Source organism: Vibrio sinus, from assembly GCF_023634645.1.
GTDB classification, from domain to species: Bacteria; Pseudomonadota; Gammaproteobacteria; order Enterobacterales; family Vibrionaceae; genus Vibrio; species Vibrio sinus.
Genome location: NZ_JAMKMR010000005.1, coordinates 78615 through 94639, shown reverse-complemented (window position 1 = coordinate 94639; position 16025 = coordinate 78615). Strand labels below are relative to the sequence as shown.

16 protein-coding genes are annotated in these 16025 nt (G+C 43.5%); 10 read left to right on the top strand and 6 right to left on the bottom strand.

The window, feature by feature from the left end; genetic code table 11:
• Positions 1–17: 17 nt before the first annotated feature.
• On the top strand, positions 18–1907 hold the full coding sequence (locus M9194_RS07210) for an alkaline phosphatase D family protein (RefSeq protein WP_250611950.1): 1890 nt from the start codon (positions 18–20) through the stop codon (positions 1905–1907).
• 67 nt (positions 1908–1974) lie between these two features.
• Here the strand turns inward: M9194_RS07210 and tatC are convergent, their stop codons facing one another.
• From tatC to tatA, 3 genes are read right to left on the bottom strand one after another with little or no spacing between them, the layout of a single operon-like run.
• The gene (gene tatC, locus M9194_RS07205; protein WP_250611949.1) at positions 1975–2727 is read right to left on the bottom strand and encodes a twin-arginine translocase subunit TatC; all 753 of its coding nucleotides are present in this window, start codon (positions 2725–2727) and stop codon (positions 1975–1977) included.
• A gap of 40 nt (positions 2728–2767) precedes the next feature.
• A complete protein-coding gene (gene tatB / locus M9194_RS07200; RefSeq protein ID WP_250611948.1) occupies positions 2768–3118 on the bottom strand; it encodes a Sec-independent protein translocase protein TatB in 351 nt (116 codons plus the stop codon).
• Positions 3119–3120: 2 nt separating this feature from the next.
• Positions 3121–3372 (bottom strand): twin-arginine translocase TatA/TatE family subunit, encoded by a 252-nt coding sequence (gene tatA, locus M9194_RS07195; RefSeq protein WP_250611947.1) that lies wholly within the window; start codon positions 3370–3372, stop codon positions 3121–3123.
• A 543-nt stretch (positions 3373–3915) separates the two neighbouring features.
• Here tatA and M9194_RS07190 point away from each other — a divergent pair.
• Positions 3916–4359, top strand: a complete 444-nt coding sequence (locus M9194_RS07190; protein ID WP_250611946.1) for a tellurite resistance TerB family protein — start codon at positions 3916–3918, stop codon at positions 4357–4359.
• A 26-nt stretch (positions 4360–4385) separates the two neighbouring features.
• On the opposite strand, the gene M9194_RS07185 is transcribed toward M9194_RS07190, so the two are convergent.
• On the bottom strand, positions 4386–4916 hold the full coding sequence (locus M9194_RS07185) for a 3'-5' exonuclease (protein ID WP_250611945.1): 531 nt from the start codon (positions 4914–4916) through the stop codon (positions 4386–4388).
• A 318-nt stretch (positions 4917–5234) separates the two neighbouring features.
• Here M9194_RS07185 and M9194_RS07180 point away from each other — a divergent pair, with 318 nt between their 5' ends.
• The 5 genes from M9194_RS07180 to M9194_RS07160 all read left to right on the top strand — a co-directional run bounded on the left by M9194_RS07180 (position 5235) and on the right by M9194_RS07160 (position 12193).
• Positions 5235–5867: a DUF2760 domain-containing protein gene (locus tag M9194_RS07180; protein ID WP_250611944.1), complete on the top strand. Its 633-nt coding sequence runs from the start codon at positions 5235–5237 to the stop codon at positions 5865–5867.
• Positions 5867–7783 (top strand): Hsp70 family protein, encoded by a 1917-nt coding sequence (locus M9194_RS07175; RefSeq protein WP_250611943.1) that lies wholly within the window; start codon positions 5867–5869, stop codon positions 7781–7783. The genes M9194_RS07180 and M9194_RS07175 overlap by 1 nt, the downstream gene beginning before the upstream one ends.
• Before the next feature lie 129 nt (positions 7784–7912).
• Positions 7913–10735 (top strand): Hsp70 family protein, encoded by a 2823-nt coding sequence (locus M9194_RS07170; RefSeq protein ID WP_250611942.1) that lies wholly within the window; start codon positions 7913–7915, stop codon positions 10733–10735.
• 15 nt (positions 10736–10750) lie between these two features.
• Entirely contained in the window at positions 10751–11431 is a 681-nt protein-coding gene (locus M9194_RS07165) for a DNA-3-methyladenine glycosylase I (RefSeq protein WP_250611941.1), read from the top strand.
• Positions 11432–11464: 33 nt separating this feature from the next.
• Complete coding sequence (locus M9194_RS07160) at positions 11465–12193, top strand: substrate-binding periplasmic protein (protein ID WP_250611940.1); 729 nt, start codon at positions 11465–11467, stop codon at positions 12191–12193.
• A gap of 77 nt (positions 12194–12270) precedes the next feature.
• Here the strand turns inward: M9194_RS07160 and M9194_RS07155 are convergent, their stop codons facing one another.
• Together M9194_RS07155 and M9194_RS07150 are read right to left on the bottom strand one after the other, a co-directional pair.
• Entirely contained in the window at positions 12271–12648 is a 378-nt protein-coding gene (locus tag M9194_RS07155; protein ID WP_250612092.1) for a nuclear transport factor 2 family protein, read from the bottom strand.
• 78 nt (positions 12649–12726) lie between these two features.
• Positions 12727–13980 (bottom strand): MDR family MFS transporter, encoded by a 1254-nt coding sequence (locus M9194_RS07150; RefSeq protein ID WP_250611939.1) that lies wholly within the window; start codon positions 13978–13980, stop codon positions 12727–12729.
• Positions 13981–14127: 147 nt separating this feature from the next.
• Here M9194_RS07150 and M9194_RS07145 point away from each other — a divergent pair, with 147 nt between their 5' ends.
• The 3 genes from M9194_RS07145 to M9194_RS07135 are packed head-to-tail and all read left to right on the top strand — an operon-like array spanning position 14128 to position 16019.
• The gene (locus tag M9194_RS07145) at positions 14128–15060 is read left to right on the top strand and encodes an ABC transporter substrate-binding protein (RefSeq protein WP_250611938.1); all 933 of its coding nucleotides are present in this window, start codon (positions 14128–14130) and stop codon (positions 15058–15060) included.
• Between the two features lie 35 nt (positions 15061–15095).
• Complete coding sequence (locus M9194_RS07140) at positions 15096–15662, top strand: transporter substrate-binding domain-containing protein (RefSeq protein WP_250611937.1); 567 nt, start codon at positions 15096–15098, stop codon at positions 15660–15662.
• A gap of 30 nt (positions 15663–15692) precedes the next feature.
• Positions 15693–16019, top strand: a complete 327-nt coding sequence (locus M9194_RS07135) for a hypothetical protein (protein WP_250611936.1) — start codon at positions 15693–15695, stop codon at positions 16017–16019.
• Positions 16020–16025 lie beyond the last annotated feature (6 nt).

The window sequence follows — 16025 nt, the reverse complement described above, 5'->3', positions numbered from 1 at the left end:
AAGCGAAAGGATTGTAATTGCAAGCTACCCAAGCATTGCCGCTGATATTGGCGGGCCCCATTTTACGTAAAGCCACACACAATGCATTAGTCGTATGGCTCGTAACCAGCAAACCCTTAGTAGGCCACTTTACCTTGGTAGTGGACGAAAACGATGAACTCATTGTTAACGAGCCTCTTAGCCAATTTGAGCAGATAAAAATCGGAGAACACGCCTGGATCACTCTAGTACAGTTGGAACAAGAGCTGCCGACCCATGTGCCCCTACGCTACGACTTCTCCACTCCTGACGGCCTCCTTCGCTCTCTTGCTCCAGAGTTGCTTTATTCTGAGGAGCAATCTCCCTGTTTTAACATCACCGATAAAGCGGACTATGTGTTACACGGCTCTTGTCGAAATCCTGATCATGCTACTAAAGATGCGCTTATCGCCGCAGACAAGAAAGTAGCGCAACTGCCAGTAGCGCAGCGCCCTGACATGCTGATAATGAGCGGCGATCAAATTTACGCCGATCATGTCTCTGGCCCGTTACTTGTCGCGGTTCATAAAATCATTGATATATTGGGATTACATGGTGAAGAGTTTGAGGAAAGTACGCTTAAGACTAGTGACGAACTCTATCTGCACCCAGACACTCTTTATGGAAGATACAGCATTCTTCCAACCACCCACAGCAGCCACGGGCTATTTAGCCGCCTTATTTCTTCTGGCCCTAAACCCACTTTTACATCGCAGCGCTGCGTTAATCACTTGATTTCACTTGCTGAGTTCATTGCCATGTATCTGTTAGTTTGGTCTCCTGAGCTTTGGCGCATTATTTCTATCGATAAACCTGGTGATGAAGCAGCATCAGCTCAAGTACAGAAAGGGCTGGAGCAATGGGATAACGAAAAAAGCAGGTTAGATAAGTTTGTTGAAGGGTTGCCGAGTAGCAGACGACTTCTTGCTCACATTCCCACTTATATGATCTTTGACGATCATGATGTCACCGACGACTGGAATTTAACCGTCGGCTGGGAGAAAAACATCAACCAAAGCAAACTGGCAAAACGGATTATTGGCAACGGTTTAATAAGCTATTGGCTGTGCCAAGGCTGGGGCAATGAACCTAACAACTTCAATAAAGAATTTATCCAAGTTGCGAAGTCATTTTTCACTGAGCCATCCTTACAACATCACAACGCCTTTGTTCAATATTTGAATCAGTTCGAAAGATGGCATTACACCATACCAACATCCCCAAAAGTGGTCGTTCTTGATACCCGAACTCGTCGTTGGCGCTCAGAGTCAAAAATGAATAAGCCCTCTGGGTTAATGGACTGGGAGGCGCTCATTGAATTTCAGCAAGAGCTGTTGAACGAAGAGAAAGTCATCATTGTATCTGCGGCACCCATGTTTGGCGTCAAGTTCATCGAAGCCCTTCAACGTATTATGACTTGGGTTGGCCAACCTCTGATTATCGACGCTGAAAACTGGATGGCACATCCGGGCTCTGCCAATACACTACTGAGCATATTTACGCACACCAAAACTCCAACCAACTTTGTTATTTTATCGGGTGATGTCCACTACTCTTTTGCTTATGACATTAAAGTACGCCATAGCAAAAGCAGCCCAAATATATTCCAAATCACCTGTAGTGGTTTGAAAAATGAATTCCCTGAGCCACTACTCAACATATGTGATCGCTTAGACCGGCTCCTGTATTCGCCTTATTCTTTTCTTAACTTGTTTACCAAACGTAAGCGGCTACTGATCAAAAAACGCGACCCTAGTACCATCGGCACAAGGAGACTAGTGAATCAAAGTGCTATCGGAGAACTGAAGTTGGATGTCAATGGAAAGCCCGCTAGTATTGAGCTACTTACTTCAGAGGGAGAAACCGTTACCTTTCCTGAAAGGAAGTAGCGTACGAGTTTCAAACAATGCTCCCAACTAGGTAAGTTGGGAGCATTATTGTCAGAAGCTGGCTAGATTATGATTCTGAAACAGCGACTTCTCTAGAGCCTTTCGGTATGTAGAATCGAGAGAAAAACAACCCTAACTCGAATAGCAAACACATAGGCACGGCAAGCAGAGTTTGGGACAGCATATCCGGAGGGGTTAGAAACATTCCCACCACAAAAGCCCCCACAATAATATAAGGTCGCTTTTCACTTAATGCTTTCGGTGTCGTAATTCCCATCCAACAAATAAGAATAATCGCAACCGGTATTTCGAACGCCACACCAAAACCCATAAACACCGTCAGAACAAAATCTAAATAGCTGGTTATATCAGTCGCGTATTCTACGCCACCAAGGGAAATAGCGGTAAAAAAACGAAATACTATCGGTAAAACAGCGAAATAAGCAAAAGCGACGCCGCAATAGAATAATAACGAGCTTGATATCAGTAATGGGGTGATTAAACGTTTTTCATGTTTATACAAACCCGGCGCGATAAATGCCCATATTTGATAAAGGATATAAGGCACTGCAATGAAAACAGAGACAACCAATGTCAGCTTTACTGGTGTAAATAATGGAGAAACCACGCTGGTGGCAATCATCGTCGCCCCTTTCGGCAGTCGTTCTACCAAAGGCGCTGAGACAAAGTTATAGATATTATTGGAGAAGTACGCCAGAGCGGCAAATACAATAAAAATCGAACTAATGCATTTTAACAGCCTTGAGCGCAATTCAAGAAGGTGGCGCATTAACGGCTGAGAAGGTTCATCTGCAGACATAGTGTTCTCTATCTATGATTAATACGTCAAACAAGTAGATTTACTTATTTGAAGATGTCGAGAGATCCTTTTCGATATCTTTTATTTCAGATTTTAGTCCGCCTAATGAGCCAGATATATCCTGTTTGGCTTCTGTTAAGTCACTTTTAGAGGCATTGATGCTATCAGAAATTTTCTTCATTTCCGTTTGTTCAATAGCACGGATTTCTTCTTTCAAATCTGAAAGCTGCAACTCTTGTGAAATTTCTTCTTTCACACTGTTTGCCATCGCTCGGGCAACACCAATAAACTTGGCAACAAAGCGAATCACCTGAGGTAATCGCTCTGGCCCGAGTACGATAAGAGCCACGACTATAATCAGTCCTAGCTCTCCAAAACTACTGTCGAACACCTTTACGCCTTCTCAGTATCTTTTACTGTGCTGGTATGAGGTTCGGCACTCTTCATATGTTGGACATTTTCAGTTGCCGAAAAATCAGCATCATTTCCATTGTTAGACGCTGCGGGTTCTTCTTTCAGGGACTTTTTAAAGCCTTTAATTGCCGACCCTAAATCACTGCCAATACCGCTCAATTTTTTTGTTCCAAACAATAGTACAACGATTAACGCAATAATAAGAAGTTGCCAAATACTAATATCAGCCATAATAAACTCACTTGTAAATAATTAATATGACGCCTGTTTAAATCAAACTGTAAACAAGCAAAAATACCGTCAATCATCCTGTAATTAGCAGAGGTAGTACATCTCTCGGTAAATACATCAAAACAATGAACATATAGAACGTCGTTCTTTTTATTTCTGTCGTTTTAACGGCGGCTATATAACCTCAAATCAGATATGATTGCAAATTTTAAAGTGATATCGCAAAAAGCACGCAATGCCGCTCTAAAAGAGAATACCACCTAAATAATACGACTTAATATGACTAGATGATTAAACTAATATTATGATTTTGTGTACCCGGTAATTATAACTATTACTTTTCATACTCTTGGCGCGGAGATAAGTACCTAAAATACGTCTGTGAGGTGTTTTTTCGCGGTTGTTATTCATTACGATTCAAGAGAAGTTTTGCGCAACTCTGACTTGATTTCACGAAAACTTGGCACAATATATTAGTAATTGGCCAGCGTTGTCAGGTCAGATTACTTGGTCACTTTTATGGTTTTCGATAGGTAAGGTTTTATGTTCAGTTCAATTTCCAATGTGTTCAAACAACTTATCGAAGGAACGAGCTATCATCAGCAAGGCGCTAATCCCAACTTAGCCATGGCATCCCTACTTTGCGAAGTCGCTGATGCCGATCACCAAAGCTCATCAATAGAATCACACACTAAATCAGCACTTCTGACTCGCTTGCTCGGAGTCAGCAGTGAAGAAAGCCAAACCTTGATCAATGAGGCCGAAGAAAAAGTTAAGAAATCAGCCTCGTTGTATGATTTTACCTCTCAATTACGAGAGCTGTCGCAAGAAGCTCGGTTTGAGTTGATAAAAGCGATGTGGGAAGTGGCTAATGCCGACGGGAATATTGATCCTTTAGAAGAAGCAGTCATTCGAAAAGTGGCCGAGTTGTTGTATGTCGACCACAGTGAATTCATTAGAGCAAAATTGTCCGTTATCGACAAATAACTCCGTAACTCGTGATACCTGACGCTCTACAACATTTTTAGGGCCAATTTAGCCAGGTTATAGGCGTCTACATACCCCGAATGTTGACGACCCTCCCAATCAATTCCCTGGCTCTCTTGCGCCTCACGATGACCAATTCGTTTATCCTTCAAGCGGTGTTGCACGCGATATAAAGTGGCCAGATTGATAAACTCTTTGAAAGGCATTGGTATCTTTTTTTGCAAGCACTCTTCTCTAAGGATGACATCATCCCTACCCCAAGCGGCGTATATCTTGTTGGCACCACCAAAGTTCTTGATCATTGATTGAACAACCGATTCAAGAGATCGCCCTTGTTTTTCTATTTTTCGTGGCGTTATCCCAGTCAGTTCGCTACAAAATTTAGAGACTTCGTCAGTGTCTGGCTTTACGTAGTATTGAGCACGTTTCACTATCTCACTTTTCACCAAATCGATCTCAGCTAAACCAATCTCAATGATCTCACCAGTTGTGCCTACACCATCTTGATTCCAGCAACACATTTCCAAATCAAAACAAACAATACGGTTGTGATTCATTATTTACCTTAAAAAACGCAAATTCTCGACGTCGAATGGAGCATATTACATGACTTGAAAGCAAAACTCGACGGTGAAGATCCCTGTTAGGCTATAGGTTGATAGGATTCCACCTGGTGTTAATTTCATCAATGACGCAATTTTTTGTCTGCATTTTGACCACTCGCCCATCAATTGCGCGAATAATGTCATTTTTCATCAAGATTCGTAACACGAGTATGGTAATATCCATCCCAAATTATTAGTTAAACAATCTATACAAGTCCGTGGCGATAGCTCTTCTAAAGTCCGACATATAATCCTTTGAGAGAATTCAAAATGACCTTTGATTTACATCTTTTTCCGACCACATTCGATATGCTGCATGCTATTTTGGCCGTGCTGTGTATTTTGCTTTTGCTCATTGTCGTTTTCCGCAAAGCAAAAGTCGTTGAAAAAGTCGTTGAGAAACCAGTTGAAAAAATCGTCGAAGTTGAAAAACCTGTCGAGAAAATCATTGAAGTAGAAAAGCTCGTTGAAGTTGAGAAAGTGGTTGAAAAAATCGTTGAAGTTGAATCTAAACTCACAGCAAACCCAACCGATTCTGCTTTACAACTGTTGTCTTTGATGCAACAAGAGTCAAGACTCATCGACTTTTTACAAGAAGACCTTTCTTCCTTCTCTGACGAAGAAGTCGGTGCCGCGGCGCGTGTCATCCATTCTGGTGGACAAAAAGTACTGAATGAATACCTCACGCTATCACCGATACGTAGTGAAGACGAAGAATCGCACATCACGATTGCTGAAGGTTTCAACCCGCAAGAAATCCGTTTGACAGGCAATGTTACAGGCAGTGCTCCGTACAACGGGACGCTAGTACACAAAGGTTGGAAGGCAGCAGAGATTCGCTTGCCAAAAGTATCAGAAAACTATGACGCTTCTGTCATTGCCCCTGCAGAGGTTGAGCTGTAATGGAAACTGAAAACAATACAGAACATTTGCCGAAATTCAGTGTCGGTATTGACTTAGGCACGACACATTGTGTGCTGTCTTACACTGATAACTCACAAGAAGAACCAACCGTTGAGTTGATGGAAATCCCGCAGCTAACCGCTCCTGGCACCGTAGAAGAAAAAAGCCAACTTGGCTCATTTTTGTATCAGCCTCACGAACATGAGATGAATGAGTCTGCACGTGTGTTGCCTTGGACAGACCAACCAAAAGCGTTGGTTGGCGCTATCGCCAGAAACCTTGGCTCTAAAACACCGATTCGCCTTGTTGCCAGCGCAAAATCTTGGCTATGTCACGCAGGAGTTAACCGCCGAGAAGCCTTTCTACCAAACGGTAGCCCAGAAGAAGTTGAAAAAGTCTCACCACTTAAAGCGTCTGAGCTCTACTTAAAACACATGAAAAATGCTTGGGACCAGCGTCATCCACACGAGCCTTTGAGCGAGCAAGAAGTCATCGTCACCGTCCCTGCTTCGTTTGACCCAGCAGCTCGAGATCTCACCGTTGAAGCGGCAAGGAACTTAGGCCTTAAGCATCTAACCTTACTTGAAGAGCCACAAGCCGCTCTTTATAGTTGGATTGATAATAACAATGACTCTTGGCGAGACCAAGTGAGTGCTGGTGATGTCGTATTAGTGGTCGATATTGGCGGAGGCACCACCGATTTGTCACTCGTCGAAGTCACCGAAAACGATGGAAATCTAGAACTCAACAGAATCGCTGTCGGTGAACATATTCTGCTTGGCGGCGATAATATGGATCTTGCTCTTGCTTATCGCCTAAAAATGAAATTGGCTCAAGAAGGCAAAGACCTTGCGCCTTGGCAGATTCAAGCTATTACTCAAGCGTGCCGTGATGCCAAAGAAGCCCTGCTAAATGACGGCGATCTTCAATCGGTACCGATCGTAGTCCCAAGTAGAGGTTCTAAGTTACTTGGTTCAACGTTGAAAACCGAATTGACCCAGCAAGAAGTCCAGCAAACACTGGTTGACGGTTTCTTCCCAGCGATTAGCATTAACGAGCATCCGGTACAAAAAAACCGAGGCGCACTCACACAGATGGGCTTACCTTACGCGCAAGATGCGGGCATCACTCGCCACATTGCGGCTTTTCTTTCCAAGCAAGCCAGCGCCAATGATTCTGCCCCAGCGCAAGACTACAATCCGTTTGCCAATATGCCAGGCATGCCCGGACAAGAGCAATCTTGTGACTTCATTAAGCCAACTACGATATTGTTTAATGGTGGCGTGCTAAAGTCTGATTTACTTGCTCACCGTTTGTTCGACACCATCAACTCATGGTTAAGCAACGCTCAGGCAGAGCCAGCGAAGCGCCTTACCGGACTTGACCTGGACTTAGCGGTATCACGTGGCGCTTCATATTATGGCGCAGTTCGACGTGGTCAAGGAATTAGAATCCGAGGTGGCATCGCATCGAGTTATTATGTTGGTATAGAAAGTGCCATGCCTGCCATTCCTGGTATGGCGACACCACTTGAAGCGATATGCGTCGCGCCATTTGGTATGGAAGAAGGCTCTAGTGCACAAGTGCCAAGTCAAGAATTTGGCTTGGTGATTGGCCAGCCAGTCCACTTTCAATTCTTCGGTTCAACCGTACGTCGAGAAGACGAAGCAGGCACCCACCTTGACCATTGGCCAGAAGGAGAACTGGAAGAGTTACCGGAAATACAACTCAGCTTGCCAGTCTCGGAAGGACGAAATAGTGGTGACATTGTACCCGTAACACTCAACTCTCGAGTTACTGAACTAGGAACGCTGCAACTTGAGGCCATAGCCACAGATAATGGCCAAAAATGGCATGTTGAGTTCGATGTTCGCGAAGAGAGCAGCAGCGAGCAACAATCTCACGAACAACATTAACCCACCTAAAGTCGTGCATATTCATGTACGGCTTTTTTGCACCACTTTCAAACGGCCATTGCTTCAAATAAGCCGTATTTTCATACAAATAAAAATAGTTTCAAATCTGAGCACTTCTTAGAGGTTTACATGACGTCCCCCCGCTATCTAATCGGTATCGACCTTGGCACAACAAACACAGTAGTCGCCTATAGTGAAATCCAAGATGAGTTGCAAAACTGTGTCACAAACATATTTGAAATTGACCAGTTGATTGGCCCAGGAGAAGTTGTCCGCAAACCATTACTTCCCTCATTTCGCTATCACCCTGCCGACGAGCAAATTGCACCAGCTGATAGAATCCTGCCTTGGACCGATCAGCACGTCTCTGGGGACATAGAAAATGTGGTTATAGGGGAGTGGGCAAAAGCACTAGGAGCCAAAGTTGAAGGACGACAGGTTTCGAGCGCGAAAAGCTGGTTATCTCACCCGAATGCAGATCGAAGCGCCGATATCCTCCCTTGGTCAGGTACGCAAGACGTAGAGAAAGTATCGCCTGTCGTAGCCAGTGCAAGTTACTTAAACCACGTGAAATGCTCTTGGAACTACCATCACCCAAATGATCGTTTAGAACATCAGCAAGTCGTTGTGACCATTCCCGCCTCCTTCGATGAAGCCGCTCGAAATCTCACACTGGATGCCTGTAAATTGGCTGGGCTCAATGACATATTGCTTTTAGAAGAACCTCAAGCCGTATTTTACGATTGGTATAACCGTCATACTGACAGTGCAACACAGGAACTTGCTGATGTTCCACTAGTTCTAGTTTGCGATGTTGGCGGAGGCACCACCGATCTGAGCTTGATACATGCAAATATTGCCAATGACGAGTTGCAGCTCAAACGAGTGGGGGTAGGAGAACATCTTATGCTCGGAGGGGATAATATTGACTTAGCCCTCGCCCACTTATCTGAACAACAATTACATGCAGGAAAAAAGCTCAGCGCTGCCAGCTTGTCTAAACTTATTCAGCAGACTCGACGGGCGAAAGAGTCTCTTTTGTCTTCCTCCGCCCCAAGTGAAGCGAAGATTACCATGCTAGGGGGCGGCTCAAAGCTGATCGGGGGCTCAAAAAGTGCGCTTTTAACAAAAGAAGAAGTGCACAAAGTCGTATTAGAAGGTTTCTTCCCATTAACCGAGCTTAATGATCTACCCAATAAGCGCCGTAGCGCCGTCGTCGAGTTCGGTTTGCCTTACGTTTCTGACCCTGCTATCAGCAAGCATATCGCTGAGTTTCTGTTCAACCATCAGACCGTATGTCAATCGATACTACAAAGTGATGATGGAACTCAGTCTAATGTACCAGTAGGCGTTCTATTCAATGGTGGCGTGTTTAATAGCGAACTCATTGCAGACCAAATGTCCACGTTGTTTTCCAATTGGCGCGGCGCAACAATTCAGGTGTTAAATAACCCGCACCCCGATTGGTCAGTCGCCTATGGTGCAGTGGCGTTTGGAAAAGCTCGAATGGGCGCTTTATCTAAGATTGGCGGTGGCGCAGCACGCTCTTACTTTCTCCATCTGCAAGAAAAAAACAAATCAAGTAAAGCACTGTGCCTGCTAGCGAAAGGCACCGAGGAAGGGCAAGAGATTCGCCTAAGCGGCCGTCGTTTTTCTCTTACCCTTGGCGAGCCCGTTCGCTTTAATCTACTCACTTCGACTCATGACCAGCTAACAGACGCTACAGGCTCCACATCATCCGCTACCCAAAATGGCATCATGGTAGACATCAACACCGAGCAGTTTAATGCTCTGCCTCCCTATGTTTCAACACTAGACAGTGATGGAACCACTGAGTTATCAGCGAATGAAAAAGAGCGTGTCGAAGTCATTTTAGCAACTCAGCTTACTGAAGTGGGAACGCTGAAAATAGAATGCGTTGATACTAACAACGATGCAAAAAGGTGGTTGTTAGAGTTCGAAGTTAGGCACCAGCAAGGCCATTCAGATCCCGACCACTCTGAGCACCCTCGCCTCCATGAATGCAAAGAAATCATTCAACACCTTTATAGCGGCAATAAAAAAACCGCTGATAACAAAGCAATCAAAACTTTGACTCGAGATTTGGAAAAGCGACTTGGCAAAAGAGAAAGCTGGGACTTCCACACGCTAAGACAAATATTTGATACGCTGATACAAGGTAAAAAACGTCGCCGTCGCTCAGAAGCCCATGAAAGAAACTGGCTTCGCCTCGCTGGATATTCGCTTAGACCAGGCTTTGGTGATGCAACAGACTCATGGCGCATCGAACACGTGTGGCCTCTCTATCAACAAGGAATACAATTCACTGACCACCAAAGCTGGACCGACTGGTGGGTGTTTTGGCGTCGTATTTCCGGAGGCTTAACGCAAGATCAGCAAGAGACAATCTTGGCTGATATCGCTAAATATTTGCACCCGGGTGCAATGAAAAGTGCCAAAAACGCCAAGGAAGTACAAAGCAAAGGCTACGAAGCTATGGTGAGATTAGCCGCTTCCTTAGAGAAGCTCCATGTTGAAGATAAAGAGCTTCTCGCATCTTGGTTTTTCTCTAAAGCGATAAACCATAAGCAATTTAATCAAGCACATTGGTGGGCGTTAGGACGCCTCGCAGCTCGTACACCGTTAAATGGAAGCCAGCACAATGTCATTGGTAGCACAAAAGTGCAGCAATGGCTTGCAAAACTGATAGAACAAGACTGGACAGCGGAGCCAACCATCGGATTCGCGGCCGTTATGATGTGTCGAAAAACGGGAGATCGTAGTCTAGACATATCAGAAGAATCACGAGAGCAGTTGATCACTAAGTTACAACAAAGCCGCATGCCAGACTCTTGGTTGGAGCTTGTCTCGAAAGTAAAAGAGTTATCGGAGTCTGAATCGAAACGTGTCTTTGGGGAAGCTCTACCTAGTGGTCTAAGGTTATTGCAATAGAATCAGGGCAAAAATATGGAAAAGTTTGAGCAGATATATCAACGAGCCGCAGAGCGTAAAGGTGGAGAAAACAATCTAGAAGCCATGTTGTCAAAGCCATTGGCCGATAGTGCCATTTTGGAGATTACTGACGATAGATGGTTATCGGCTTTTTCTCAGAAAGTCTTTCAAAGTGGAATTTCTTGGCAAGTGGTAAGAAATAAGTGGCCAAATTTTGAAGTATTGTTTTTTCAATTCCGCATTGAGCCTCTTTTGCTATTGCCTGACGAAGCGTGGGATGATAAAGCCAATGATAAACGAATTATTCGTCACCATACGAAAGTCAAAAGCATCGCTGACAACGCCAGGATGATTCATGAAGTTAGTGAGCAACACGGATCCTTTTCCCATTTCGTTCTTAGTTGGCCTAAACACAACATCACTGGTCTATGGCAATACCTTAAAACTCATGGTGCTCGATTGGGCGGTAATACTGGTCCTTACACTCTCCGTCAAATGGGCTTTGATACCTTTCTGTTATCTGGAGATGTGGAAACCTATTTACGCAACTACAATATTATTGATGGCGGTAAAGGAACAAAGCGAGCACTCGATGCTGCCGAAAAAGCCTTCTGTACTTGGCAGGAAGAGTCAAACAGAAGTTTAACGGAAATTAGCCAAGTGATTGCCTACAGTGTTGGTGACAACAAGAGGTAGTAATCAATAACCCATGGAGTTGGTGTGAATGATATGACGAGATACCTATTTCTACTATTAATTTTCATATCAACACTTCCATATTCAGCGGAACTCAACGATCTGCGATTTATCACTGAAGAGTACCCCCCGTATAACTATACCCACAATGGGCAAGTAACGGGTATATCAGTTGATATACTTAAGTCAGCTTCTACATCTGTACACGACACAGTAAAAAAGGTCGAAGTACAGCCTTGGGCGAGAGGCTATAGGAATGCTACGATAGGACCTTTGGTGGTTCTATTTTCGACCACACGCACCCATGAAAGAGAAGCCAAATTTAAGTGGGCTGGCCCTATCATTTCGACTGAGATTGTCGTCCTTGCAAAAAAAAGTAAGCAACTCAAAGTCTCGAATCCAGATGAGCTCAAAAAATATACCATTGGCGTTGTACGAAGTGACGTTGGAGAGCAATTACTATCATCTTTGGGTGTACAAGGTAACAAAATTGTACCAACACATGACCCGGAAATACTGATCAAGAAGCTGGCTCACAATAGGGTAGACATGATCGCATACGATGCTAACGTCACAAAAAACCTAATGAAAAAGCAGAAAATCGACTTTAATCAATATGAAATAATCTATCTTCTAAGTAAAGCAGAACTATATTTTGCGTTTAGTCTGGACACTCCAAACATATACGTACACAAGCTCCAGACTGGTATAGACAATATAAGAAACAATGGGCAACTAGATGAAATCAAACAAAATTATTAGGTTCGGACTCTCACACCTGTCATACTCTCGACATCAAGATCATTCTCAAATGATGATATCGTTAGGTGCATAACCTATTACTGCACAACCTTAACCCATTTTGCTCGCCACTCCTGTGCTTCCATAAGATCTGGCCAGAACTCTTTTTGCGTGATAATTAAGCCGTTTTCAACAGTGTGAAATGTTATAGCACGATCTTTTCGAACACTATCAGTAATCGAAACATCAGTTACGACCGTTGCCCCGTCGCAAACTACCGAATGAACTTCGAATTCCCAAACACCATTCGCTGGATAATAGGAATTAATAGCTGTGAAATTTTCTCGGCCAACTGTTAATTCACCTGACTGAGGCCAAAAAACCTCAAAATCTGGACTAAGCCACTCACTGGCTTTAGCAAAGTCATTTGTTTTCATTGCATCCCAAAAAGCTAGGACGACTTCCTTTGAGTTCATCATTTCCTCCTACCACCGAACGCCACTTAGATTTCTGACAACCGCTTTTAACTATCACATAATGCAGTCTTTATTATTTCACTTCATCACAGCGCTGCTAAGCTCAGAATAACCACGTTCAATATGGCTGTAAATTAGCATTATTAATACACAGAACATCAAACACAGCGCAAATAACCAATAGTAAGGCATCGATTCGATAATAAACCCACCAACCAAAGGCCCTATTGAGAAACCCAAGGTACAAATAGTTGAAGCACCAAAGTAGGCACCCCTTAATTCATCGGGCGCTATTCTATCTATCTGCACATTCAAAGTTGGGAAAATAATAACCTCTCCCAAGCTAAGAAGGAACGTTACGATAATCCAGCCCGTTTGCCAACTTGTCGGGGTTAGCACAAACACAACCTGAGCGGCTGCCATAAGGAAGATGCCTATTTTTGCCCGAAAGTACAGTGACTTATGCTCTAACATTTTGAGCAAAGGGAACTGAAACACTAGCACGGTAATCGTATTGACCATCATCAATATCGCCACAATGTCTTGTGAATTACCAAGAGATGATCGAACCAATATCTGTGGAATATTTGAATCTAACTGGGCATAAACAAACATCAGAAAGCCATTAGCCAGCAATAATGTCATAAATAAGGTATCGGTTTTCACCACCCTTAATGTGGTTAGAAAATTTAGACCCTGTGACACCTCTTTATTTTGGGCAGGTTTTTCAGGGTTTATAATGAAGGAAACATATAGCCAAATAGCATAAACAATATAACTCATTCCCGTATAGACAAACAGAGATTGAGGGTTTGACAAGGCTAACGTTATGCCAATCAACGGACCGATAGCACCACCGATGTTAATACAAAAATAACGAATATTAAGCGCAAGCTCCCTGCCCTTTGGGTCCTCTATCTGATCACCAATTAGCGCCTTCGCGGGTTGCTCTATCATTGGTCTCATCAAACCGCTTAGCATCATCATCAAATAGAATTGCCAAATTTTGTTGGATACACCTAACCCTATAAATGCGATCGCAGCAATTAATGCACCGCAAACCAACACCCATTTTCGGCCAATTTTATCCGACAGATATCCAGAGTATAATCCAGCCAAAACACCAACCAACGAAGCAACCGCAAGCATCCCCGCAATTTCAAGCGCAGATGCATCGTATTTCTTGTACAGGAAAACAATCAGAAATGGCCAAGCCATGAAATAGGTGGTGCGTGCTAACAAAGTGCCGATTAACACGGTCCAAATAGAGAAATTAAACTGTTTTACTCGATGTAGCTTAAATAAGCTTTCTTGGGTGTTATTGTGAGTCATTTGAGCCTGTCGTATTTGATATTTTCAGTGGAACCTACATTTGTTTTTATACTCAGATAGTTACCATTATGTTGTCATTTAGGTGTTTGTTTAATGCCGAAATCTGTTCTAAACATAAATAGACAACTAGTATTTTGGTCTCGTCTTATGAAAAATTTAGCCGTAATCACAGCCGCTATCGCTATCAGTTCCTCCAGCTCAGCGTTTGGCGAAGAGCCTATCAAACTACTCTCATTAGACTGGACGAGTCAACAAGTTTTAACCAAAGCTCTGGGTAATCTTTTAGAGAAAAAACAAATACCTGTAGAGTATGTGTCTACTTCTGCTCGCTCGCAATGGCACAAGCTTTCCTATGGTGAAGCCGATGTACAGGTTGAAGTTTGGGAAGGCTCGATGGCAGCCAAATATGAACAACTTATCCAATCAGGCGACATATTAGAAGGGGCAACCCACGAAGCCACGACTAGAGAGGACTGGTGGTACCCAGCTTATGTGGAAGAGCTCTGCCCAGGCTTACCAGACTGGACTGCCTTAAAAAACTGCCCCGAAGTTTTCTATGAAGGGACCAAGCGCGGCATATACTACACCGGGCCATGGGAAAAACCTGACCGAGCGCGAATTCGGGCACTGGGACTCCAATTTGAAGTCATACAACTCGCCGATGGTGAGGAAATCAATCAAAAAATCAGACAGTATATCGCTGCAAAGAAACCACTCATGATATTTAACTGGTCACCTAACTGGGTAGAAGCTAAATACCAAGGCAAGTTTGTTGAGTTTCCTAAATATGACAAGGAATGCGAGAGAAAAGCGTCTTGGGGGATAAACCCTAAATTTAAATGGGATTGTGGTAACCCCGCCGGAGGCTGGTTAAAAATTGCCATCTCTAAGGAGCTGACCAATAAATCTCAATGCGCAGTCGATGTGATTAAATCGTTCTCTTTAAATAACCAGCAAATCGCAATGGCGGCTATGCTAGTAGATGACCAAAAAATGTCCGTCGATGATGCGGCAAACTCATGGTTAGAGCACAACAAAGAGCTGGTCAAACAATGGTTATCACATAACTCATGTAGCTAATCAAAGCTTTACGTATGTGTTATGGGCTTGCGGAGATGTTATTACATAGTAGCGACAGACATTTGAATACGCTTTTGCAATGGGGCTCACGAAGCTTTGTTTTCACTGCTGTCTATTTAAGTTTGGCCTACTGCCTATTATTGTCATCGTTTGGTTACGCGGCACAGCAAGTTGACATATATACCTATGATACTCTTCCTCCTTTTGCTTACACCGATGAAGAGAACAACTTAACGGGCGTTTACATCGAAATCGTTAAAAAGATAGACATGAGAATGCCGGACTACGACATCAACTTCAAAGTCGTTCCTTGGGCAAGAGCAAAGGCGTTGGCAAAAACAGGTAAAGCGTTCGCAATTTTACCGCCCTATTTTCATGCGCATGACTGGTTAACAGACACAGAACCCAAAAAGCCTTATCTGTGGCCATATTCTCAGCCTATATTTACCCAAACTGACATCATTGTTTGCCATGCCGCCGTTGAGTTACCCGAGGCCGCTGTCTTTCCTCGAGACTTTCTCACCCTCAGTTTTACTTCTATGCGTGGAGATGGCCGAGCGGGCCCAGAATTTTTTAAACTGGTCAAAATGAAAGCCATTTGACTCTTCGAGTTAGATAGTACTCAATCAGCAGTGCAATTTTTTCTATTGGCAAGAGCTAACTGTATCGTCACTTCAAAGGTCCCTTTTTATTGGTACCTAAGTCGGCTAGATGACGTAACGAGCTTTGAGATTGATGGAAAAGATATTGTCGTCAATGTAGACGGCAAAAACGTGGCTTTAAAAGAGGTGAGCGTCATCTCTACCAACAATGGCCACCTTGGTTATACGGATATCAATGCAAAAAAAAATTTCCCATTTAAAAAGGATTTTGCAATCAAATTCGATATCGAATTATACAAGCTGAAGAAAAGTGGAGAAATAGACAAAATTATTATGCAGATGCTTGAGAAGCGTTAACCATTC

Coding starts and splice junctions, on each gene's coding strand:
- M9194_RS07145 (WP_250611938.1), top strand. CDS start 14,128: ATGAAAAATTTAGCCGTAATCACAGCCGCTATCGCTATCAGTTCCTCC.
- M9194_RS07175 (WP_250611943.1), top strand. CDS start 5,867: ATGGAAACTGAAAACAATACAGAACATTTGCCGAAATTCAGTGTCGGT.
- tatC (WP_250611949.1), bottom strand. CDS start 2,727: ATGTCTGCAGATGAACCTTCTCAGCCGTTAATGCGCCACCTTCTTGAA.
- M9194_RS07160 (WP_250611940.1), top strand. CDS start 11,465: ATGACGAGATACCTATTTCTACTATTAATTTTCATATCAACACTTCCA.
- M9194_RS07170 (WP_250611942.1), top strand. CDS start 7,913: ATGACGTCCCCCCGCTATCTAATCGGTATCGACCTTGGCACAACAAAC.
- M9194_RS07165 (WP_250611941.1), top strand. CDS start 10,751: ATGGAAAAGTTTGAGCAGATATATCAACGAGCCGCAGAGCGTAAAGGT.
- M9194_RS07185 (WP_250611945.1), bottom strand. CDS start 4,916: ATGAATCACAACCGTATTGTTTGTTTTGATTTGGAAATGTGTTGCTGG.
- M9194_RS07190 (WP_250611946.1), top strand. CDS start 3,916: ATGTTCAGTTCAATTTCCAATGTGTTCAAACAACTTATCGAAGGAACG.
- M9194_RS07180 (WP_250611944.1), top strand. CDS start 5,235: ATGACCTTTGATTTACATCTTTTTCCGACCACATTCGATATGCTGCAT.
- M9194_RS07140 (WP_250611937.1), top strand. CDS start 15,096: ATGTTATTACATAGTAGCGACAGACATTTGAATACGCTTTTGCAATGG.
- M9194_RS07150 (WP_250611939.1), bottom strand. CDS start 13,980: ATGACTCACAATAACACCCAAGAAAGCTTATTTAAGCTACATCGAGTA.
- M9194_RS07155 (WP_250612092.1), bottom strand. CDS start 12,648: ATGAACTCAAAGGAAGTCGTCCTAGCTTTTTGGGATGCAATGAAAACA.
- tatA (WP_250611947.1), bottom strand. CDS start 3,372: ATGGCTGATATTAGTATTTGGCAACTTCTTATTATTGCGTTAATCGTT.